Here is a 22,328-nt window from a genome sequence, read left to right as displayed (position 1 = left end):
TTTTTACTATATTCGAAGCTATAAAATTAAGATTATGGAGCCAGTATTTACAAATGACGCAGTGGTATTAGGGATTTTGCTAGTTATATTGGCCTTGATTTTTCATACTTCAAGTTTAGCTGGATGGAAGCGGTTTTATACATTTCTTCCCACAGTTTTGATGTGTTATTTTGTTCCAGCCTTATTAAATTGGCCACTAGGATTAATAGCTCCACATTGGTACACAGATTCTATTTTAGAAGTTGCAAGCCAATATAATTTAGTGATTCCAAAAGGGATGAGTTTCGATCAGATCACCACTTTTCTGAGTGAAGCAGGAGTTCCAAAGGCAGAATACACATCACACCAAGGCCATTCCTCTCTTTATTTTGTTACCAGTCGATATCTATTGCCTGCGAGTTTGGTATTGTTGTGTGTGGGAATTGATTTTAAAGGCATTGTAAAACTTGGGCCTAAAGCATTAATCATGTTTTTTGCGGCAACATTAGGAATTATAATCGGTGGGCCGATTGCCTTATTGTTCGTTTCCTATATCGCGCCGGGAGTGATTGAATCTACACCAGGAGAAGTTTGGCGAGGGCTTTCGACGATTGCTGGAAGTTGGATCGGCGGAGGAGCGAATCAAGCAGCAATGAAGGAGATTTATGAAGTTTCAGATAATTTGTTCGGAAGCATGATTGTCGTTGATGTTTTGGTTGCGAATATATGGATGGGTGTGCTTTTATTCGGGATCAATTTTTCAGATAAGATAGATAGATGGCTTAAGGCTGACAACTCAGCAATTCATGAGCTGAAAGAGCGGGTATCTAAGTATCGAGCGAGTATAGAAAAAGTACCGACGACGAACGATGTATTTATCTTGTTAGCTGTAGCATTTGGTGCAGTGGCGATTTCGCATTGGGGAAAAGATGTTATCACTCCGTTTATGGAAGGTTTTAAAGAGCGATTAGAGGCAATGAGGTTGAATTCATTGATGAGTTCGTTTTTCTGGTTGATCGTGATAGCGACCACTGTTGGTGTATTGCTTTCCTTTACCAAGGCTAGGAAACTGGAAGGTGTAGGTGCAAGTCGGTGGGGAACCATTTTTATTTACTTACTGGTTGCGACCATCGGGATGAAAATGAATGTGGGAGAGATATTCGATAATCTGGGATTATTTCTAATCGGAATCATCTGGATGATGGTCCATGTGCTCATCTTATTCATTGTTGGAAAACTAATCAAAGCACCTTATTTCTTTATTGCGGTAGGAAGTCAGGCCAATGTCGGAGGAGCGGCAAGTGCGCCGATCGTTGCTTCTGCATTCGATCCAGCTTTAGCGCCGGTAGGTGTGTTGATGGCTGTTCTCGGATATGCGATGGGAACCTATGGAGCGATTATTTGTGCGATGCTGATGCAGGCTGTTTCAGGGTGATGGTTTTATTCTTTTAGTCGTAAGTCTTGAGTCTTGAATCGTAAGTCTTTTAGCTCACTAATCTTAACTTATGGAATATAGACGATAGACTCATGACTCTGGACTCAGGACTTATGAACTCAAGACTCCGGACTCTAGACTTATAGACTTATAGACTCTGAACTCACAACCAAAGACTAAAGCATCTAATTCTACTCAAATCAAAGTTGCACCCCCTGCTAAAAAATTGACCTACAAAATTTTATAAAACCATGTCTGAACAAAGTTTCGATTAATTTTGCTATCTTTGCACGCTATTTTTAATCTCTTGTAAAAAAGTAAAGAAAGGTATGAGTAAGAAGAGAATTCTTTTTGTAACTCAGGAGATGGAGCCTTATACGCTCGCCAATGATATTTCTAAATTAGTAAGGAAACTTCCTCAACATACACAGGAAAAAGGATTTGAAATTAGGGTTTTAATGCCTAAGTTCGGTTCTATCAATGAGCGCAGGCATCGTCTTCATGAAGTTGTTAGATTATCGGGAATGAATATAATCGTAGATGACGATGATTTCCCATTAATAATTAAGGTAGCTTCTCTTCCAGGAGCAAGAATGCAAGTTTACTTTTTAGATAATGAAGAATTCTTTAAAAGGAAATTTGTTTTCGAAGATGCAGATGGTAAGCCATTCGAGGATAATGCAGAAAGAATGATCTTTTTCTGTAAGGGTGTTATGGAAACAGTCAAGAAATTTGGTTGGGCTCCGGATATCATTCATTGCCACGGTTGGATGACTACGCTTGTTCCTTTATACTTCAAGACCGTATATAAGGATGAGCCAATATTCCAAAATGCACAAATGATTTATTCTTTATATAATAATTCATTAGGTCATACGTTTACTGAGCAGTTCTTAGATAAAGCCATGATTAACAATCTGGAAAAGGATGATTTAAAATCATTTTCAGATGAAAATGGTATCAATCTACACAAAGGAGCGATTAAAAACTCAGATATAATCTTTGTAGGGAGCGAAACGATCGATGATTCCGTTAATGAACTGATAGAAAATTCAGGAAAAACAAAATTAGACTTTGTCCCTTACGATGAAGCTCCTCTTGCTTATCTTGATTTTTATAAAAGTTTGCTTGAGGATGATGAAGAATCTGATGAGTAAAACAAAGTAATAAGTTTCAATTCTGTATGAAAGTACTTTTGTATTCGTTAGCCGCGATGTTGGCTTTGGTATTTACGTTTTCTTGTAATAAAACTAGTTTAGTTGGTTCCGAATTATTCGTACCTGGCAGTATAAACTTGCTTTATGAGGATGACTTTGAGATAACTGGAAAAACTATTATGGGTGATTCCATCATAACATATGATGGAACTTCTTCTATTTCGACATTAACAATAGGTGAATTAAATGATCCTGTTTTTGGTAAAACAATAGGAGAGGGATATGTTTCTCTTAATAGAGCAAGTACTGCTCCTATTTTCCAGTATGATGATGGCCAAAAAGTTACGCTTGATTCCGCTGTCCTTATTTTATCTTACAAGCACGATGGATTTTACGGTGATACCTTGACACGTCAAGAAATCAGTGTAAACGTTCTAGAAGAAGACATTTTCGGAGCGGATACTATGTACTCTTCATTCAGACCCAGCGCAGGGAGTCTAATTGGAAGCAAGTCTATTGTTCCTAATTTTAACGACAGTTTATTCATTACAGAACCAGGAGATACATCTGTTTCTGCTTATGCTCAACAGTTACGAATAACACTAGATGATTCATGGGCACAGGCGATGATAGATGACACGACTTTAGTTAGTTCATTTGATAACTTTAATGCCTATGCACCTGGACTTAAGATTTCAAGTACTCCTGAAACGAGCGCTACTTTTGGATTAGACTTTTCTACTAACCAAGAAAATCCTTACAACTACATTACCATTTATTATACAAAGGATACTTTACAGTTGACTTATACAATCATTGTAGGAAATGCACGTCATTCTTATTTTGAAAAAGACTATTCTGGCAGTGTTGTAGCACCATTCTTTAATGACGAAGAAAAAGGTAAAGAATTGTTATATCTGCAAGGTTTGACAGGGGCTGAGGTAGAAATTGACATTCCAGTATTAGCTTCTAATGACTTTGATGAATATCTAGTCAATAAAGCGGAGCTAGAGTTTTATGTCTTAGAGGATGATATTTCTAGTGATTATTCTCCTGCAGAAGCGATCTATCTGGAGCGCTACAATGATGATGGAGAAACAGTTGTGATTAGTGATGTCATAGCCGCTTCTGAAACAGGTGTTGTTAATATCTTTAATGGATTGCTACAAAATACAACTGTAGATGGCATGACCATAAAGAAATATTCGGCCATCATGTCTATTCATACGATCAGTATGTTTAATGATGATGATCCAGATTCTAAGCTAAGAATCGTAACAAGAAATAATTCAATTGTTCCTAACCGTAGTATCATCTATGGTCCTGGACATCCAACATATCCCATGAAGTTTAAATTAAATTATTCAAAATAGATGTAACCGATGTGCGGAATCGTAGGATACCTGGGAAAGCAAAAGGCATTCCCAATTCTTCTAGAAGGTCTAAAAAGATTAGAATATAGAGGATATGATAGTTCTGGAATTTCATTATTGGATGAAGAGCTACACACATTTAAAAAGAAAGGGAAGGTAAGTGAATTAGAAAAATTCGAAGATGCCCTTAATTCAGAAGCACAATTAGGAATAGGGCATACTCGATGGGCAACTCACGGGAAACCTGATGACCTGAATGCTCATCCACACCATTCAGGCAATAATAGATTAGCTCTTGTTCATAATGGTATTATAGAAAATTACTCAACACTTAAAGAGTATCTCGTATCACAAGGACATGAATTCAAAAGTGAAACTGATACAGAAGTACTCGTTCATCTTATAGAAGAGATTCAAGAAACGCAAAATTTAGATCTTGAAACTGCGATTCGATTTGCTCTAAAAAAAGTGGTTGGTGCTTTCGCAATTGCCGTAATAGATAAAGAGCAACCAGATATCATTGTGGGAGCAAGAAAGTCAAGCCCACTTGTAGTAGGTGTCGGTGAAGATGAATTTTTCATTGCTTCGGATGCCACACCGATTATTAAATACACCAATAAGATTATATATCTCGATGATGATGAAATAGTTACCATCCAACGTGGTAAGGAAGTTCAGATCAAATCATTAGAGAATGAAATGGTAGATTATACCATAGAAAAAGTTGATCTGAAGTTAGAGGAAATTGAGAAAAGTGGATATGATCACTTTATGTTGAAAGAAATATTCCAACAAGATGAGTCCATTTATGAAGCCATGCGTGGAAGAATAAATGCAGCAGAAGGTTGGGTTACTGTGGGTGGAATGCAAGACCATTATAACCGTATTGCCAATGCAGAAAGGTTCATTATAGTTGCTTGCGGAACATCATGGCATGCAGGGATGATTGCTGAATACATTTTTGAAGAATTAGCAAGAATACCAGTAGAGGTTGAATACGCATCAGAATTTAGATATAGAAATCCAATTATAGGGCCTAAAGATGTGGTTATTGCACTTTCACAGTCAGGTGAAACTGCTGATACCTTGTCTGCGCTAGAATTGGCAAAGGAAAAAGGAGCTTTAATCTATGGAATCGTAAACAATGTAGGTTCTTCGATCGCTAGGTTTACAGATTGTGGTTCATACATTCATGCAGGACCAGAAATAGGAGTTGCTTCTACGAAGGCATTTACTAGCCAGTTGGTTGTACTTACTTTAATGGCACTAGACTTGGCGCATAAGCGAGGAACGATAACAAAGTCGCATTTTCAGAAGCTGATTTCGGAGTTTGAGCTTATACCTCAGAAGGTTAAAAGTGTATTATCTCAAGCAGAAAATATAAAAAGTATCGCTTCAGAGATAAAAAGTGCATCTAATGCTTTATATTTGGGACGTGGGTATAATTTTCCAATAGCTCTCGAAGGAGCATTAAAACTAAAGGAAATATCTTATATCCATGCTGAAGGCTACCCTGCAGCAGAAATGAAACACGGTCCCATCGCATTGATAGATATGTACATGCCCGTCATTGTTATTGCCACGAACAAGAATGCTTACGAAAAAATATTTTCAAATGTTCAAGAGGTGAAAGCAAGGAAAGGAATTGTTATTGCAATTGTATCTGAAGGTGACACCGAAATTAAAAAGATTGCTGATTTTACTATTGAAATCCCTCATACAGAAGATGTCTTTTCACCATTGCTTTCTTCTATACCGTTGCAATTATTAGCTTACTATATTGCAGTGATGAGAGGATGTAATGTAGATCAACCAAGAAACTTGGCTAAATCAGTAACCGTAGAATAAGTTAATAAAGATCAGAAATAAGAAATAGATGATTAACATGGAATACAATACGGAAAAAGACAGACTTGTCATTTCCGAATATGGACGAAACGTTCAGAATTTAATAAACTACGCTAAAACAGTTGAGGATAAAGAACTTCGTCAGAAATACGCTGAGCGCATTGTCGCTTTAATGTACCAGATGAATCCTCAAAACAAAAATATAAATAACTACAGAGCTAAATTATGGTCTCATCTTCTTAAGATCGCAGATTATGATATCGAAGTAGATGCGCCAGAAGATTCTATTCTTACGAAAGAAGATGCTATCAAGCCTGAGGTAATGACTTACCCTAAAGGAGCGAAAAGATATAGACATTACGGTAGAAACGTATTAGAGCTTATTAAAAAAGCGACAGCAATGGAAGATGGTCCTAAGAAGGACGCATTCGCAGAAACAATTGCTAGGTACATGAAATTGGCTTACAGAACTTGGAATAGAGAACACTACGTAAGTGACGAATTAATCATTGAAGATCTAAATAAAATGTCCCAAGGGAAGTTAAGTTTAGGTGATAACTATGATTTAAATATTGGAAAAGACGAAAGAGATACGAATACTAGAAGACATACTAACAATAATAATAGGAAGACGAATTATAGAAAAAATAATAATCCTAGGTATTCAAATACTAGAAACAAAAAGAGAAGATAACACATTACAATAAAATTTAATATATTTGAAGGCGCAACTGAATCAGTTGTGCCTTTTTTTGTATAAAAATATTGTTATGGCGAATCAGGCATTTATAGTAGAAGGAAATACAATCCTGAATGGAGAAATAGAACCTCAAGGAGCAAAGAATGAAGCATTACAAGTGCTTTGCGCAGTTATGTTGACAGATCAGAAAGTGGAAATAAAAAACGTTCCTGAAATTCTGGATGTTGAGAAACTAATCAGCTTACTAAGAGGTCTCGGAGTTAAAATAGAAAGATTATCGAAAGGGCATTACAGCTTTCAGGCGGATGATATTGATCTAGATTACTTATCTTCTGATGAATATCAGAATGATGCAAAGAAAATAAGAGGTTCTGTAATGTTAATCGGACCATTATTAGCACGTTTCGGAAAGGCTTATTTGCCTCAGCCAGGTGGTGATAAAATAGGAAGAAGAAGATTAGATACCCACTTTATAGGTTTCCAGAAGTTGGGAGGAGAATTTAAATTCGATGAAGAAACGAACGACTTCTACATTCATGCAGATCGCCTAAAAGGTTGCTACATGCTAATGGATGAAATTTCCGTTACAGGTACTGCAAATGTATTAATGGGCGCAGTATTGGCTGAAGGTGTTACCACCATTTATAATGCTGCATGTGAACCATATGTACAGCAATTGTGCAAAATGCTCGTAGGAATGGGAGCTAAAATCTCAGGAATAGGATCTAACTTACTAAAAATTACTGGTGTAGAAAGTCTAGGAGGAACAAATCACCGAGTACTCCCTGATATGATCGAAATTGGGTCTTTCATCGGAATGGCTGCAATGACAAAATCTGATCTTAGAATCAAAAATGCTGCTGTCAAGGAATTAGGAAACATTCCTTCTGTTTTCCAGAAACTAGGAATAAAACTAGAAATCGAAAATGATGACATCCATATTCCTGCTCAAGAACTTTACGAAATAAGTAGCTTTATAGATGGCTCTATTCTTACTATCTATGATTCACCATGGCCTGGATTTACTCCAGATCTACTGTCTATTATCCTTGTAGTTGCTACACAAGCACGCGGAAGTGTATTGATTCATCAGAAAATGTTTGAATCTCGACTGTTCTTCGTGGATAAGTTAATAGATATGGGTGCTAAAATCATCTTGTGTGATCCACATCGCGCGACCGTTATTGGTCTAGAAAGAAAAACACAATTAAGAGGAATTTCTATGAGTTCACCTGATATCAGAGCTGGTGTTTCTTTGCTTATTGCTGCATTATCAGCTAATGGATCTTCTACGATTCACAATATTCAGCAAATAGATAGAGGCTACCAGAACATAGATGGAAGGCTAAACGCTTTAGGAGCTAATATAGAAAGAGTAGATTTATAAGAAATTACTTGTTCCTGCTGATTACAAAAGCAACCAATTTTTCGATGGAGTCTCGAGCAGGTGAAGGGTTTAGGGTCATTAGAATTTCTAATGCTCTTTCTCTATAATCGTTAAGGGCATCTTGCGCGTAAGATAATCCGCCATTCTCTTTCACATAGGAAACTAGTTCTCTTACCTTTTTCTTATCATTATTATATTTCTTAATGATATTCATGATCCATCTTTTTTTAGATCGATCAGCTTTATGGAGAACATGAATTAAAGGAAGGGTCATTTTCTTCTCTTTTATGTCAATTCCTGTAGGTTTTCCAATATCACTTTCTCCGTAGTCGAAAAGATCATCTTTGATTTGGAAGGCTATACCTATATATTCACCGAAGAGTCTCATTTTTTCAATGGTTTCCGGATCCTTAGTTGTCGTCGATGCTCCTGCTGCACAAGCAGCTGCAATCAATGATGCTGTCTTCTGTCGAATGATATCATAGTAGATTTCTTCATTGATATCTAACTTTCTCGCCTTTTCTATTTGTAGCACCTCCCCTTCACTCATTTCTTTAATCGCATTCGAAACGATCTTGATCAACTGAAATTGATCATTCTCTAGCGCCATTAAAAATCCTTTCGCAAAAAGAAAGTCTCCCACTAATACGGCTACTTTATTTTTCCATAAAGCGTTAATAGAAAAGAAGCCTCTTCTTTTATTAGCTTCATCCACCACATCATCATGAACTAAAGTCGCTGTATGCAATATCTCTATAAATGCAGCAGCATCTTGGCTTGCTTCATTAATATCACCAAAAAGTTTTGCGCTTAAAAAGACAAACAAAGGTCTAATTTGCTTTCCTTTGCTGTGCACAATATAATAGGTGATGGTATCCAGCAAAGCAACATTGCTCTTCATTGCATTTCTGAAATGCTGATCGAATTGTTTAAGATCCGCTTCTACTGGTTGTTTTATTTCCTTTAAGGAAAGTGACATCGACGCTATTTTATGAACACCAAAGATATGTAGATTTCTGGTCTTGAATAATATTGGCATTATTATTTCCTTAGTATTATCAAAGTACTTTTTTAACGGTGATAGAAATTTTTCGTACCAATCAATTTTTCGCAACACTTTTACTGATTCCTTATACATTTTTGATAAGGTTTCACTCCTTGTTATATCCTGTAAAATATGAGGTCAGGGAATACGACACTGCATTCTCGAAATACGTTTTTGGGGAAATACTTTCATCTCCGCTGATGCAAAGTTTTGTTGCTTGTATTCTTGTCTTTTTAATTGCCAATTTTATTAATCGGCACATCATTCAGAATCGAATATCGAAATTTCTGACCTTGCTTCCAGGTTTGTTCTTTGTTCTCATCACATCTGGAATGCCAGGAGGGCTTATGTGTTCGCCGGCAATGTTTTCTGCATTCTTCCTTGTTTTAGCCCTTATCAGCATCAATAAAATATATAAAGTTGATAATGCAGCTATCTACATTTTTAATGCTGGATTTTATATTGCCATCGCTTCTATTTTCTATTCCGCTAGTATAAGCTTTTGGGCATTCGGGGTGATCTCAATGTTGATTCTCAGATCTTTCAAAATCAGTGAACTGTTCATTCTAACTTCTGGAGTATTTGTTCCTCTTTTTCTATTAGGTAGTTACTATTACTGGCACGGGGAATTAATATTAATCCAATCTTACTTTCAGTTTGATAAAGGAATACTAGCTGTTTTTCAATCTTTAAACCTGCAATCCATTTTATACTTAGCTGTTATCGGAATCACCATTCTGTATGCCATCGTTCGGTATAATACATTTACCATGAAAATTGCCATTCAAGTCCAGAAGAAAGTAGACATCATTTATTGGTTTATGATGTTCAGCTTAATAATGATGTTTTTCATCAATGGTGTAAGCATTACTCATTTGGTAATCTTATCTGTACCATTTGCAATGTTTATCGGATTAAGCTATGAAAAAATGAAGAGCAGTATGATTGCAGAAGTACTCCATATCGGAATTATCGTTGCTATACTTCTTGCTCAGTTCAATGGATGGATATAATCATGAATCCTTAGCATAATACATCTCCTGCAATCGCATTAAGTGAATGCTGCATCTTAGATATTCTTCCAGAAATTGGCCTATGAAAATACAATAATAAGCTTAGACGAATAATACTATTTCTCTCCGATTAGGATTTTTTGCTTGTTAAAGTTAGCAAGTCCACATTCTAAGAACTCTACATATTCCTTGTAGTTCGGATCATAACCTCTAGGTTGACCTATGATTTCTTCATCAGGAGTCATCATCGCATAAAGTGGTTGTGTATTAGATCCGAAGTTGGCAATCTGGAAATCAGTCCACATATTCCCAACATCTCTCAGATATTTGTCTTGTGTAACCGAGTAGATCTTCTCATCCAGGTCTTTATCATCATCACTGTACAAAGAAACGAGCACAAAGTCATTGCTTAATTTAGAATGAACATCTGTCTTAATCCAAACGTGCTCTTCCATCTTACGGCAATTCACACAAGCATGACCCGTAAAATCAAGAAATACTGGTTTATTCACTTCCTTAGCATATGCAACTCCTTCATAATAATCCGTAAAGCAATCCAGATTGTTCGCACATTTTTTATAAGAGTAAAATCTTTCTTTTAAGTCTGGGTTTAACGTCGGCTTTTCAAGGAAAAAGTTATACTGAGCAGGTGGCGCTAGTCCACTTAACAATTCCTTAGAATCGTATGCTTGCGTTTTTTCGTTATAATTAAATCCTGTCATTAGATAGATTGCAGCTGCTGCGAACAACCCAATAAATCCCCATCTAAGTGGCTTGATTTTCTTAACAGGTGCATCATGTGGAAATCGTATATAACCAAGTAAGTAAAGCACGATCAATATCGCTACAACAATCCAGATACCTATAAATAATTCATATCTCAAGAATCCCCAGTGGTTTGTTAAATCAGCAACAGATAAGAATTTAAATGCAAGTGCAATTTCTAAAAATCCAAGTACTACTTTCACTGATGTCATCCAACTTCCAGACTTAGGCAAACTATTCAACCAAGCAGGGAATGCTGCAAACAAACCAAACGGTATCGCTAATGCCAATGCAAAACCTGTCATCACAACGGAAGGACCTATTTTAGAACTCGCTGATTCTACTATAGCAGAACCGATGATCGGCCCAGTACATGAAAACGAAACAATTGCAAGTGTGAAAGCCATGAAAAAAATACCAACAAATCCACCTTTATCAGCCATCTTATCACTCTTATTCGACCATGAAGATGGCAAGGTGATTTCGTAATATCCGAAGAATGAAAATGCAAAAAAGATAAATACAAGGAAGAAAATGGAATTTGCAATCCAGTTAGTAGATAGTCTATTCAATGAATCCGCACCAAAGACCGCTGTTATTACAATTCCTAACGTTACATAGATTACAATAATAGAAGCTCCATATATTAATCCATTCACCCAACCTTTTCTCTTGGTATCTTTAGTGAAAAAACTAACCGTTAATGGAATCATTGGAAATACACATGGCGTCAGCAACGCTAGCAATCCACCTATAAATCCAAAGATAAAGGTTAACCAAAGGTTAGTACTTAACTCCTGAATTCCTCCGCATTCCGCAGTAGGATTTTCGAGAGAAGAAACGATCTTTGGAATGGTATTATCGATTACATTTCCTTCTTCAGTTGACTTTTGCACTTCCTCTTCCGAGATCGCTACAATTCCACCCTTAAGAATAGAAGGTTTAAAAGAAAAGTCTATAAAATCTGGTGGTAAACATTCCGTATCATCACAAGCCATGAACTCAAGTCCACCTTTTATTTCTTTCGAAGGGTCTGTTGTTTTAATCCGATGCTCTATTATAAACGGTTCATCAGATAGAAATTTTATAACTTCTACACCATCGAAAAAAGGATCCAGTCCTTTTTTCTTATGTCCTTTTTCTACCGATCTATCAACAACTGAATAATGATCCTCTTCTTCATATAAAATTAAAGTTGGTACTGGACCATCATCATTTGTAAACTGGGAATAAACACTCCAGCCTTCTTCAGCATTCGCGATATATTTTAGAAGATACTCGTCATTTCCCTCATTTGTGATTTCGAAAGACCATTTTACTGGACTGATCACTCCACTTGGCATCGCATTATCCGTTCCATTCATTGAAATAGACATAACACCACTTGGAACATCGCTGCTTTTTCCATCGGCTAGGTTAATATCGAAGTCTATATCTGTAGGTGGCAAGCACTTAGAATCATCACACGCCATGAAAGTTAAAAAACCTGAAACATTCGTTACACCTGGGTCAACTTTCACATTATGCTTAATGATAAAGTCTTCGTCATCTAGGAATTTAGTTACCACAACATCGAAGTAAGAATCTAGTCCTTCTTTTTTATGTCCAATTTCTTCGCCTTTTCCATCATATGAAACTCCTTCTGACTCGTAAGTGATTTCCGTTGGAACAGGTCCGTCTTCATTCGTTTCTTGTGAATATACAGTCCAGCCTTTATCTATTTTCGCTGTGTAGATGAGCACATACTCTTTCTCAGAAACTTTTTCTGAACTGAATGACCATTTAACAGGGTCTGCCAGCTGCCCAAAAGATTGAACAGTGAAAAACAACAAAATACTTACTGATAAAAATCTTAACATTTTCTCTTTTTTTTACTTCACTGTAATTTTAAAGTCAACTTCCGAAGGTGGCAAGCAATTGGAATCATCACACGCCATAAAGGTTAGAAAACCAGAAACACTTGTTACATCTGAATTAACTTTCACATTGTGCTTAATGACAAAATCTTCATCATCTAGGAATTTAGTCACCAAAACATCGAAGTAAGAATCTAGACCTTCTTTTTTATGTCCAATTTCTTTACCATCTCCATCATATGATACACCTTCTGAATAATAAGTGATCTTGGTAGGAACAGGTCCGTCTTCATTAGATTCTTGAGAGTATACTGTCCATCCTTTATCTATTTTCGCTGTGTAGATAAGCAGATACTCCTTCTCAGAAACTTTTTCTGAACTGAATAACCATTTAACAGGGTCTACCAGCTGCCCAAAAGATTGAACAGTGAATAACAACAAAATACTTACTGATAAAAATCTTAACATTTTCTCTTTTTTTACTCGATCGTAATTTCGAAATTAACATCTGAGGGTGGTAAGCATTTAGAATCATCACAAGCCATATAAGTTAGGAATCCTTTTAATACTTGATCTTCGGATTTCACACTGACCATTTGATAAAATTCTGCCTTACCTTTCACTTTTATCAGATCCATTTCAAACATTTCATCGTACTTCGTTTCTTTATCTTCAGGTTCTACGACACCATCTTTCAACTCAATGTCAGTGTTTTCATCGAAATTAAAAGTCGTGGGAATCGGTCCACCATCTTCGATAAATTGAGAATAGACTGCCCATCCGTCCTCTATCGTCGCAGTGAAAGTAATTTTGTATTTATTATCACCCACTTTTTCTGAGCCAAAAGTCCACTTGACAGGATCTAAGTTACTTTGGGCATTGCCAACAAAAAACAGGCAGATTAAACAAAAAGATAAAACAGCTTTCATACTCATTAATTTATTACAAAAATATGGATTAAAGTCTAACGATACAGGGACGTGAGATGTTTTATCATAACATTAACAGATCGCAATAGTTTATATATACTTTTTAGCTATAAGAAAAGCAGATGAAGCTAAAATACATTTAACATAATACTCTCGACAGCACTTCCTTTCTCCGTTCTATAAATGCTTTGTAACACATAAATCCCAGAAGCTACCTGATCAAGCGGAATCTGAAATTGTCCAGCTCTATCCGTCGTTAAGGACTTTATTTTCCTGCCATTTATATCATAGACATGAAATGCTGATGAAGCAGGCGTTTCGATCATTATAGACCTTTGGATATTTGAATACCGTGCTTTTATTAATTGATCATTAGCAGCAAGCTCTTTCACAGGAACCAGCAACTCGCAAGCTTCATTCGTGATACTACAGTAGCTTCTTGAAGCTAAGCTACAATCTAGAATAAACGGGTTCGGATACTCCTGCCATTTCGCAATGAGATTCGTTCTAACATATTCCGCTGAATCTACAGGATCCTGAAAATGCCATTCACATAACGTAGGAAGCATATCCCAGAAGAAATCAGGATCTGCAGCATCGGCAGCATCTTTATACATGGTATAAAAATACATCATCGCTCTGGCTATATTTCCTTTAAAATCTTCACGAGGCTCGAAAACCCCAGATTTATATTCACTGTATTTGTCAATGTTTTGAGTAGGAATCGAAGAAATAGCTTGATTTTTATAAAACCATGTATCTGTGCTGGCATCTGGAATTTCACCGAACGGAGAATTGCTTCGTACTTCATTTACTTTAGATCTCGTTGGATATAAATGGTGCATATCACTTTCTGCGTTGCCTGAACCAGCGCCTTTACTTCTCGGATACGAATGTTCTGTATTGATGCCATTCGCCGATCCTTCCATATAAACGAAGGTAGTTGGATCTTCATTTGGATCCAAATACAAAGTATGACCACTATAGACACATTTCAAACTATCATTCACCGCGTACACATTTCGAAACATGGTATCTCTAGCTTTACCATAATCGAAAAACACTATTTCTGATTTATAATTTTCTAATACCATCTCTATCAATTCATCTCCCTCCGCACCAGGAAAAAGACGAGTCTGCTGATATTGACCTATCGCCATCGTCGTAACCAACAAAAGGCTAAAAACTAATACTGACTTCATTTGAACGGATTTTCTATACCTAATTCAGCATATGATTGGCCACTTTTGATATCGCTGATGTTCATTTTGTAAATTTTCATATCATGAAGTGACGAAATTTGAGCTCCAGTAGGAAGTGTTTTCCATCCCTCCCAACTTGTGTAAATCCCCTTAACAGGCAAGATCTGAGTCCACATTTTCCAACCCGTAGGCATTCCTGAATCATCTAACATCCACAGGTAAGCATCTCCCGGTGTAACGCCACCTGAACTATACTGGACCAACAACGCTTTGCTGCCATCTTCCTGAGTAACAATAGATCTTGTAGTCCCTTCATCTCTTGCTTTCACTGGCGCATTTAACCAAAACATGTCATTACAGAAAAAACTGAATGCTTTATCTATTACCTTCCTTTTATCATCTCCTTCTAGCGTTTCACTTCCCTTCGTTACTGTTCCGTCGTAAGCATCTAGATTCATAACCACTTCTGTGTCTCCCCAGTTAACCTTTAAGTCAGTGGTTTCTTTGTTCCATAAAAATTGATGTAATCCCATAAAGTCCCAAGTAACAATTCGAGTGGTATCCCAAGCTTCTTTGTCTATCGCTTCAAACATCTTATCTGTTAACGCTTCAGCCTCTGGACCTTCTACTCCTTCAGGCATTTTCTCACTTAACATAAAGCAAGATCCTACACCGAGCACAACTAAGACCAATATGATTATTCCTATTATTTTTAAAAATTTCTTCATCCTCTTATTTATTGAGGCACAAAGATAGGTAACAATTTTTAGTTCAACACACCGAATTTCGGTAAAAGACGCCCTCCTCGAACTTGACCACCATAAGAAAATGGCGGTTTAAATCCAGGAATAGGACCATATCCCACCATATTCGTGAGATAATCTGTGTTCAGCCACTGATTGTAATAATCTACCGTCACATTACAATAGCTGCTAACTGTCGTAGAATTAATATCATTTCTCATCTTAGATGGTAATGCATTCATAATATCTTGAATCATCATCTGCTTTTTGGTAAGCAAGAATTCTCCGAAAGATGGGCAAATTGCTAATGGTGTTGGGATATTAGGCATCGGTGGAGCAACTGGTCCAGGAAAGTAATTGAATAAAGGATACCAATTCAAGCCTGGAATATGAAAACCAGCTCTCCATTGATCAAGGTAGTAAGCTGTTACCTTACTTACCGCCTTAGCCATTTCCCTATTTTCATAGGTGACCATCTCACCGCTAAGTTCTCCAAAAATGAGCGGCTCTATATTAGGAGCTGATAGACAGCCAGCATCGCCATAAGCCTTCGAACCATTTATTTCGACATTCTGAAAAGAAGAAACTGCTTTAAAGTATTCATGCCCGGCACGCATTGCTCCGAAAAGTCTATTGGGCTTTATCGTAGCATAATTAGATGGTGCCTCACTTTGTTCTTCCATTTGGTTTTCAGCTTGTCCAGAAGTATCCTGAACTAACTGATCTTGTGTCACACCTGCTTGAGTTTCAACTTGCTGGGCGGTTGCGAAAAAAGAAGGCGGTTGCATACTTTCAGTTGCTTCGAAATTCTCTGCTGCCGCCATTGAGTTCACTTTTTTCGCATCATCAACTTCGTATTTCCTTTTTTTCATAATTCCTCCGTTTTTACAAAAATCGTGGAATCATATCCGAAAAACCTCTATGAAATCATAGATATTAATGTCTCTAGAACAAAAGTTTAACACATTCTTAAATCTACATTCCGCATCTTATTCGTTTACGCTATAAGAGAAAGATTGCTAGGCTGAAGCAGAATAATTAAAGGGATTAAAAGAAATAGTCATAATTAAACTACTTGAGATTTTTTTGCGTTATAAAACTGAATCCTACATTTCTTTAGCATTCAAGCCACCTTTAGATTTTGATTTTTAGACCTTGTGGAATAGCTTTGTTATATTTCTAGCTATCTCAAGGCTGAAGACCGTGTTAAAAGGAGAATTAATTAACTATAGTAGAAGTACAAAGGCATTTAAATAATATGAAACTCTAATTTACAAATGAGAAGAAATCGTTACATCTATACATACTTGGTCAATTTTTTGCCAACTATTCTTTTGCTTGTTCTTATCCTTCCAAGCATCAACGCGCAAGATTTTGATGTCCAAAAATATGCACTTGGTGAAAAACTGAATTTTCCAACGGGTGTTACGTTTGCAGATGAAGGAAGCAACCATTTGTGGCTCCACTATAGAACGACAGAGAATGGCGCGACAGTAGATAAGTTGTTAATGTACAATCAAGCAGAATGGGCACCTTCTACCTTTTCTATTTGTAATTCGTGCATCAGCGATTTCAAGACAGGTCCAGACGGCAAGCTTTGGGTAGCGGCTTCTGAAGAAGGTGTTTATAGAAGAGACAATGACGAGTGGGTACAAGTTCTTGACATCGAAGCGAAGGGTTTCGACTGGAAGGAAAATGGAGAACTAATCATTATAAATTCTACGGGAGCGCATCATTATGATGGAAATGAAGTGACTGCTGGAAGTGTGGAAGGTATGCCTGAGATGACTTCCGACCCTCATGATGTGGTCGTAGACAGAACAGGAGATCTTTACTTGATTATATCCTCTAAGTTGTACCTCTACAACCAGACCAGTGGATGGACTGAGAAAATGGAATTATCTGCACCGATGAATATAGAAGTTGATTCAGAAAATAGAGTTTGGGTGACTGATAATTTTGGAGAGATCGGTTATTACCAAGAAGGAATCTATCTAGGAGGTGTGTATGACTATTTCGGAACAGATGGCTTCGATATTGATCAGACAGATGTGCTCTGGTATGGTGCAGAGGAATTGATTAGAAATCAGGATGGTACCGAGTTAAGCCTAAATGCGGAAGATTTAATCGATGATGGTATTTTTATCAATAGTATTTATGTGGATCAAAACAACTTAGTGTGGGTAGCATCTAATTTCAAAAGTGGTATAGCAAGTGTGAGATATCTAGGAGATCCAACTGCAACTAGTGAAGTAAATATTGCATCGAATATCTCATTGAATCCTAATCCTGTTTTTGATCAGACGCATCTTAACATTGACCTAAAAGAAAGAAGTGAAGTAAATATTCAAGTGTACAATCTCGCTGGTAGAATAATTTCAACTCATCGGAATCAACTTTCCGCTGGTCGCCATGTTATACCTCTAAATGTGACTACATTAAGAAGTGGAATTTATTTGGTCAATGTGTCTTATGGAACGGATTCAAAGACATTAAAAATGGTGAAAAAATAGCTTATGGCGTGGAAATGGTACGATAGTAAGGTGATAGAAATTAGGGAGATGACTCCTACAGTTAAGCAATTCTTTCTGGAAGTAGATGAGGTAGCGGATTTTGATTTTTTTGCAGGTCAATTTATCACACTAGACTTACCTATTTCTGAGAAGCGACTGAAACGGTGGAGAAGTTATTCAATAGCCAATCATCCTAATGGCACGAATATCATTGAGTTATGTATTGTCCACCTGGATGATGGTGCAGGAACTACCTACTTATTTAATGATGTAGTAGTAGGCAGTGATATTAGGTTCAAGGGTCCTTCTGGTGCGTTCTATTTACCAGAAAAAATTGACAAAGACCTTGTAATGATCTGCACAGGAACAGGCGTTGCTCCTTTCCGAAGTATGATCAATGACATTTTAGTAAAACAAAAAGCTTTTCAAAGTATACATTTGATATTCGGTGCTCGTTATGAAAAGGATATTTTGTATCGAGAAGAACTTGAAAACATTGAAAGAGAAAATCAAAACTTCACTTATGACATAACGCTTTCGAGAGATGAAAAGTGGCTAGGTTATAAGGGATATGTCCATCAAGTCTATATGGAAAAAGATTACTCTGAAGATACAAAATTTTATCTCTGTGGATGGTCTCAGATGATCGACGAGGCGGTAGAAAACTTACTAATCAAGAAAAAAATTGACAAAAAAAATATCATATATGAGTTATATGGTTAAAAAGCTGTAACAATTCGGCTTATTTATTGTTACTTTTGTAAATAGAATAAAAAGAAAAAATATGGAAACGACAGTTAAGAGTCCAATAATGATATATACTGAGCAGACGCCAAATCCGGAATCGCTTAAGTTTGTTACGAATAAAATGCTTTATAAAGGTACTGCAGATTTCAGAGAAGAGGAGTTAGCGAAGCAGTGGTCACCTCTAGGAAAAGAATTATTTGAGTTACCATTTGTGAAAGGTGTTTATATCTGTAACAATTTTGTAACGATTACGAAGGAGTTCAATTTTGGATGGGAAGATATCATGTTAAAATTGAAGGAATTTATCAAGGATTATGTTTCTGAAGGGAAGGAGATTATTGCTGAAGGATTTACAGAAGCGATGGCTGAGCTAGAAGCAGAGCAAGGAGATGCTTATCAGTATACTGGTGAAGAAGCGGAATTGGTAAAAAAGATCAAAGAATTAATAGATACTTATGTTAAGCCAGCTGTGGAAATGGATGGTGGTAACATAGAATTTAAGTCGTTCGATAAAGGATTGGTAACGGTTATCTTACAAGGATCTTGTAGTGGATGTCCATCATCTACCGTAACATTAAAGGCTGGAATCGAAGGAATGCTTAAGAGAATGGTTCCTGAAGTTACAGAGGTTGTATCTGAAATGGGGTAACGATTTGGACAGTATATTTCTCGTGTTAAAACACGAGGTCCTTTGAAAGTTAAGACTAAGCAACTTAAAGGTTTTCATTTGGTACACTATTATTAATAAGACCTTGGACTAAGTCCGAGAACTAAATTTTGGTGCATTATTTCAAAAGGTATGAAACACCTAAAACATACTGAGTGTATGAATAGGCTGAATCTTCCTTCTGTACTCCTGCTATCGGTTGGTACCAATGAAAACCCAAGTCTAAATATAGGTTTTTGTATATTTTATAATCAAAGCCCATTCCATAACCAATATAAATTAAACTTGGTCTCTCAAAGGGATCAAAATTACCACATGGACAGTAATTCCCATAATTAATCGATACTTCAGGAAACCATTCATTCGAGCTTTCCTTCAGGATATCGAACTGATAAAATAGTCCCGCTAGATAATAAGTATGCTTTTCATCTGAAATGCTATAAGAAGAACCTCTAGTCCAAATATTGAGATACTGAATACCAATATTATGCCTCTTATTTATTGCATAGAGACTGTTGACATTTAAAGTTAGCTCATCATATCTTTCAGATGGATTGTCGGTTCCGAAAAACGGAATATAAGTGAAAGAAATACCTGGGCGAATGAGTTGGGAAAACAAGATAGCAGGACTAAGTAGTATAATAATTATGACAAAAAGTCTCATTTCGTTAGTTTATAGGTGAGTCCAAAATTCAAATCCAAATGATCATTGCATTTGGGATATATCCGATAACCATATCCAACCTCTAAAAATAATTTTTCTATTATTTTAATCTCAAAGCCTATTAATGGGGTAATGCTATAATTACTGAAACGCTCTAATTGGATAATACCCCCGTCCGAAAACTCCCAATCTTGAATTGTGTTTTCTACCTCTCCAAAAACCTTAACCCGAGGATACCATTTATAATTTTCAAGCAATTTTATAAAGTATCTCCTGTAAGAAAAATGGATCGATCTTCTTATAGGCACCGGATCAAAGTCTGACCAGCCATTTGAATACGAATACTTAGCAACTAAGTTATTACCTTTATTTATATATAATATTGCTGGCTTAATGTAATATACAAGTTCATTTCCTCCGTTTCCTTGTGTTACTCGATTAGAAACATTTACAAAACTCCCTTTTGGGTAGATTCCAATTCTGAATTCACTTTGGCCTTCTGTTCTATTTGAAAGTAAACAAAAAATAACCAGGAACAATGAAAATTGTATGTGAAAAGAAGTTATCACCTATATCCAAAACGCATTTCTTCACATTTTAATATTTAAGAAAGGAAAAAGTATACATTGGTTTTTACTAACATTGCAATTTTTAGAGTCTGCATTACTTGAAAATTAAAGAAGCATTGACCTAAGTAAAACTAATACTCCATTTAAACATTATATATACATGAACACAAGAGAACTTATCGAAAAAGCTGAAGCACTCGTTCGAAATACAGGGCTATTTATCAAAGAAGAATTAGGTAAAGTTACTGCAAGTGACATCGAAGCTAAGGCGCTAAACTCCTTGGTTTCTTATGTAGATAAGGAAGCAGAGAAGATGCTCGTCTCCGGACTGCTCGAACTTACTCCTGACTGTGGATTCATTACTGAAGAAGATACACCTGATGACGATTCTAAAGAGATGGTTTGGATTATCGATCCACTCGATGGTACGACTAACTTTTTAAGACAAATTCCACATTTCAGTGTAAGTGTGGCTTTCCGCGTTAATGATATTATCCAACTTGGGTTCGTCTATAATATTATGCTCGATGAAATGTTTTCAGCTGGAAACGGACATGGTGCCTTTCTGAATGGAAGGAAAATTTCAGTTAGCACTATTGAACTATTTAATGAAACGATTATTGCTACAGGTTTTCCATACGAAAATCGGGATACATTGCCGTTTGTAGAAATCTTACAAAGCATCATGATCCAAGGTAGAGGTATAAGAAGATTCGGATCCGCTGCATTAGACTTAGCATTTGTAGCAGCAGGAAGAATAGATGCTTATTATGAATGTTGTATAAATAGATGGGATGTTGCTGCGGGAATAATAATCGTAAAGGAAGCAGGGGGTAAAATTTCGGATTTCAGCGGTGGTGATAATTATGATGATGGAAAAGAAATCGTCGCAACGAATGCGCTTATCCACGATCAGTTGTTAGCGATAATTCAGAAGCACAACGTATAAAAAATCAACTTAATTAATATTACTCTTGAATAGGTTACTTACTTTTGCATCATGAACGAAAGTTTATGTGAAGATTACGTAGAAATCATGCTTCAGGGAGAGCAATTAACCTTGCTCAGTGAAAGAGCGATTTACTGGAAGACAGAAAAATGTCTATTGATTGCCGATCTTCATATCGGGAAAGTAACTCATTTCCGAAACAACAATATCCCGATCCCGCAAAGCGCTGCACAGAAAAATTTTGATCAATTAGAAAAACTCATTCTTAAGCATACTCCCAAAACAGTTTATTTTATGGGAGATCTTTTCCACAGTTTTTATAATAAGGAATGGGAAGTGCTCGTTTTTTTGCTTGCTAAATTTAAGAATGTAGAGTTTGAATTAATTACTGGAAACCATGATATTCTCAAGCAAGAGCATTATGAATCTGCAGGAATATCTAGTAGAATACAAAAAGCAATAGGGCCTTTCATGCTCACACATCATCCAGAAAATCACAAAGGTTATTATAACTTATGCGGGCATATTCATCCAGGTATTAAAATGAGGGGAAGTGGTCGACAGTATATGAAACTGCCCTGCTTTTACTTTGGGGAAAAACAAGGGATTCTACCTGCATTCGGAAGCTTTACTGGTACAGCAGCCATCAAAGTAAAGAACAATGATCAAGTTTATGCGATTTTTAATGAACAGATCATGAAACTTAATACCTAGAAATAAAATATTTATTCTAATTTGTGTATTGTTGGTAGTACAACAAAATAGAAATTAATTGTGTTTGTAATAA

General features: G+C 36.4%; 21 protein-coding genes. 12 read left to right on the top strand and 9 right to left on the bottom strand.

The genetic code is table 11. From position 1 onward, the window contains the following. Positions 1-34 precede the first annotated feature (34 nt). The 6 genes from L2586_RS22840 (at position 35) to murA (ending at position 7,879) form a co-directional block, all read left to right on the top strand. Positions 35-1,414 carry a DUF819 family protein gene (locus tag L2586_RS22840; protein ID WP_235295320.1) on the top strand — a complete coding sequence of 460 codons (1,380 nt, stop codon included), beginning with the start codon at positions 35-37 and terminating at the stop codon, positions 1,412-1,414. Positions 1,415-1,743: 329 nt separating this feature from the next. Then, positions 1,744-2,571 (top strand): glycogen/starch synthase, encoded by an 828-nt coding sequence (locus L2586_RS22835; protein ID WP_235295319.1) that lies wholly within the window; start codon positions 1,744-1,746, stop codon positions 2,569-2,571. A 26-nt stretch (positions 2,572-2,597) separates the two neighbouring features. After that, positions 2,598-3,944 carry a DUF4270 family protein gene (locus tag L2586_RS22830; RefSeq protein ID WP_235295318.1) on the top strand — a complete coding sequence of 449 codons (1,347 nt, stop codon included), beginning with the start codon at positions 2,598-2,600 and terminating at the stop codon, positions 3,942-3,944. Positions 3,945-3,953: 9 nt separating this feature from the next. Beyond that, complete coding sequence (gene glmS, locus L2586_RS22825) at positions 3,954-5,792, top strand: glutamine--fructose-6-phosphate transaminase (isomerizing) (protein WP_235295317.1); 1,839 nt, start codon at positions 3,954-3,956, stop codon at positions 5,790-5,792. Positions 5,793-5,829: 37 nt separating this feature from the next. Further along, complete coding sequence (locus L2586_RS22820) at positions 5,830-6,486, top strand: DUF4290 domain-containing protein (protein WP_235295316.1); 657 nt, start codon at positions 5,830-5,832, stop codon at positions 6,484-6,486. A gap of 76 nt (positions 6,487-6,562) precedes the next feature. Continuing rightward, a complete protein-coding gene (gene murA / locus L2586_RS22815; RefSeq protein WP_235295315.1) occupies positions 6,563-7,879 on the top strand; it encodes a UDP-N-acetylglucosamine 1-carboxyvinyltransferase in 1,317 nt (438 codons plus the stop codon). Between the two features lie 4 nt (positions 7,880-7,883). On the opposite strand, the gene L2586_RS22810 is transcribed toward murA, so the two are convergent. Beyond that, positions 7,884-8,858, bottom strand: coding sequence for a polyprenyl synthetase family protein (locus L2586_RS22810; RefSeq protein WP_348535544.1), 975 nt, complete (start codon positions 8,856-8,858; stop codon positions 7,884-7,886). Positions 8,859-9,037: 179 nt separating this feature from the next. Between L2586_RS22810 and L2586_RS22805 the strand changes: the two genes are divergently transcribed. Further along, complete coding sequence (locus L2586_RS22805) at positions 9,038-9,937, top strand: hypothetical protein (RefSeq protein WP_235295313.1); 900 nt, start codon at positions 9,038-9,040, stop codon at positions 9,935-9,937. 116 nt (positions 9,938-10,053) lie between these two features. On the opposite strand, the gene L2586_RS22800 is transcribed toward L2586_RS22805, so the two are convergent. The 6 genes from L2586_RS22800 to L2586_RS22775 all read right to left on the bottom strand — a co-directional run bounded on the left by L2586_RS22800 (position 10,054) and on the right by L2586_RS22775 (position 16,304). Continuing rightward, on the bottom strand, positions 10,054-12,561 hold the full coding sequence (locus L2586_RS22800; RefSeq protein ID WP_235295312.1) for a protein-disulfide reductase DsbD family protein: 2,508 nt from the start codon (positions 12,559-12,561) through the stop codon (positions 10,054-10,056). 12 nt (positions 12,562-12,573) lie between these two features. Beyond that, complete coding sequence (locus tag L2586_RS22795) at positions 12,574-13,026, bottom strand: hypothetical protein (RefSeq protein WP_235295311.1); 453 nt, start codon at positions 13,024-13,026, stop codon at positions 12,574-12,576. 11 nt (positions 13,027-13,037) lie between these two features. Further along, positions 13,038-13,487 (bottom strand): protein-disulfide reductase DsbD domain-containing protein, encoded by a 450-nt coding sequence (locus L2586_RS22790; RefSeq protein ID WP_235295310.1) that lies wholly within the window; start codon positions 13,485-13,487, stop codon positions 13,038-13,040. Positions 13,488-13,615: 128 nt separating this feature from the next. Then, on the bottom strand, positions 13,616-14,689 hold the full coding sequence (locus tag L2586_RS22785) for an endonuclease (RefSeq protein ID WP_235295309.1): 1,074 nt from the start codon (positions 14,687-14,689) through the stop codon (positions 13,616-13,618). After that, entirely contained in the window at positions 14,686-15,417 is a 732-nt protein-coding gene (locus tag L2586_RS22780; RefSeq protein ID WP_235295303.1) for a hypothetical protein, read from the bottom strand. The genes L2586_RS22785 and L2586_RS22780 overlap by 4 nt, the downstream gene beginning before the upstream one ends. Positions 15,418-15,455: 38 nt before the next feature. Next, entirely contained in the window at positions 15,456-16,304 is an 849-nt protein-coding gene (locus tag L2586_RS22775) for a hypothetical protein (protein ID WP_235295301.1), read from the bottom strand. A 405-nt stretch (positions 16,305-16,709) separates the two neighbouring features. Here L2586_RS22775 and L2586_RS22770 point away from each other — a divergent pair, with 405 nt between their 5' ends. The 3 genes from L2586_RS22770 to L2586_RS22760 all read left to right on the top strand — a co-directional run bounded on the left by L2586_RS22770 (position 16,710) and on the right by L2586_RS22760 (position 19,341). Then, complete coding sequence (locus L2586_RS22770) at positions 16,710-17,945, top strand: T9SS type A sorting domain-containing protein (protein WP_235295299.1); 1,236 nt, start codon at positions 16,710-16,712, stop codon at positions 17,943-17,945. Positions 17,946-17,948: 3 nt separating this feature from the next. Next, the gene (locus L2586_RS22765) at positions 17,949-18,668 is read left to right on the top strand and encodes a ferredoxin--NADP reductase (protein WP_235295297.1); all 720 of its coding nucleotides are present in this window, start codon (positions 17,949-17,951) and stop codon (positions 18,666-18,668) included. 61 nt (positions 18,669-18,729) lie between these two features. Then, on the top strand, positions 18,730-19,341 hold the full coding sequence (locus tag L2586_RS22760) for a NifU family protein (RefSeq protein ID WP_235295289.1): 612 nt from the start codon (positions 18,730-18,732) through the stop codon (positions 19,339-19,341). 136 nt (positions 19,342-19,477) lie between these two features. Here the strand turns inward: L2586_RS22760 and L2586_RS22755 are convergent, their stop codons facing one another. Both L2586_RS22755 and L2586_RS22750 read right to left on the bottom strand, forming a co-directional pair. Further along, positions 19,478-20,023, bottom strand: coding sequence for a hypothetical protein (locus L2586_RS22755; protein WP_235295288.1), 546 nt, complete (start codon positions 20,021-20,023; stop codon positions 19,478-19,480). Then, positions 20,020-20,562, bottom strand: a complete 543-nt coding sequence (locus L2586_RS22750) for a hypothetical protein (protein WP_235295286.1) — start codon at positions 20,560-20,562, stop codon at positions 20,020-20,022. The genes L2586_RS22755 and L2586_RS22750 overlap by 4 nt, the downstream gene beginning before the upstream one ends. Positions 20,563-20,752: 190 nt before the next feature. Here L2586_RS22750 and L2586_RS22745 point away from each other — a divergent pair, with 190 nt between their 5' ends. Both L2586_RS22745 and pdeM read left to right on the top strand, forming a co-directional pair. Continuing rightward, positions 20,753-21,541 (top strand): inositol monophosphatase family protein, encoded by a 789-nt coding sequence (locus L2586_RS22745; RefSeq protein ID WP_235295284.1) that lies wholly within the window; start codon positions 20,753-20,755, stop codon positions 21,539-21,541. A 51-nt stretch (positions 21,542-21,592) separates the two neighbouring features. Next, complete coding sequence (pdeM, locus tag L2586_RS22740; protein ID WP_235295282.1) at positions 21,593-22,255, top strand: ligase-associated DNA damage response endonuclease PdeM; 663 nt, start codon at positions 21,593-21,595, stop codon at positions 22,253-22,255. Positions 22,256-22,328 lie beyond the last annotated feature (73 nt).

Source organism: Portibacter lacus (assembly GCF_021533215.1).
GTDB classification, from domain to species: Bacteria; Bacteroidota; Bacteroidia; order Chitinophagales; family Saprospiraceae; genus Portibacter; species Portibacter lacus.
This window is presented reverse-complemented; position numbering and strand designations above follow the sequence as displayed.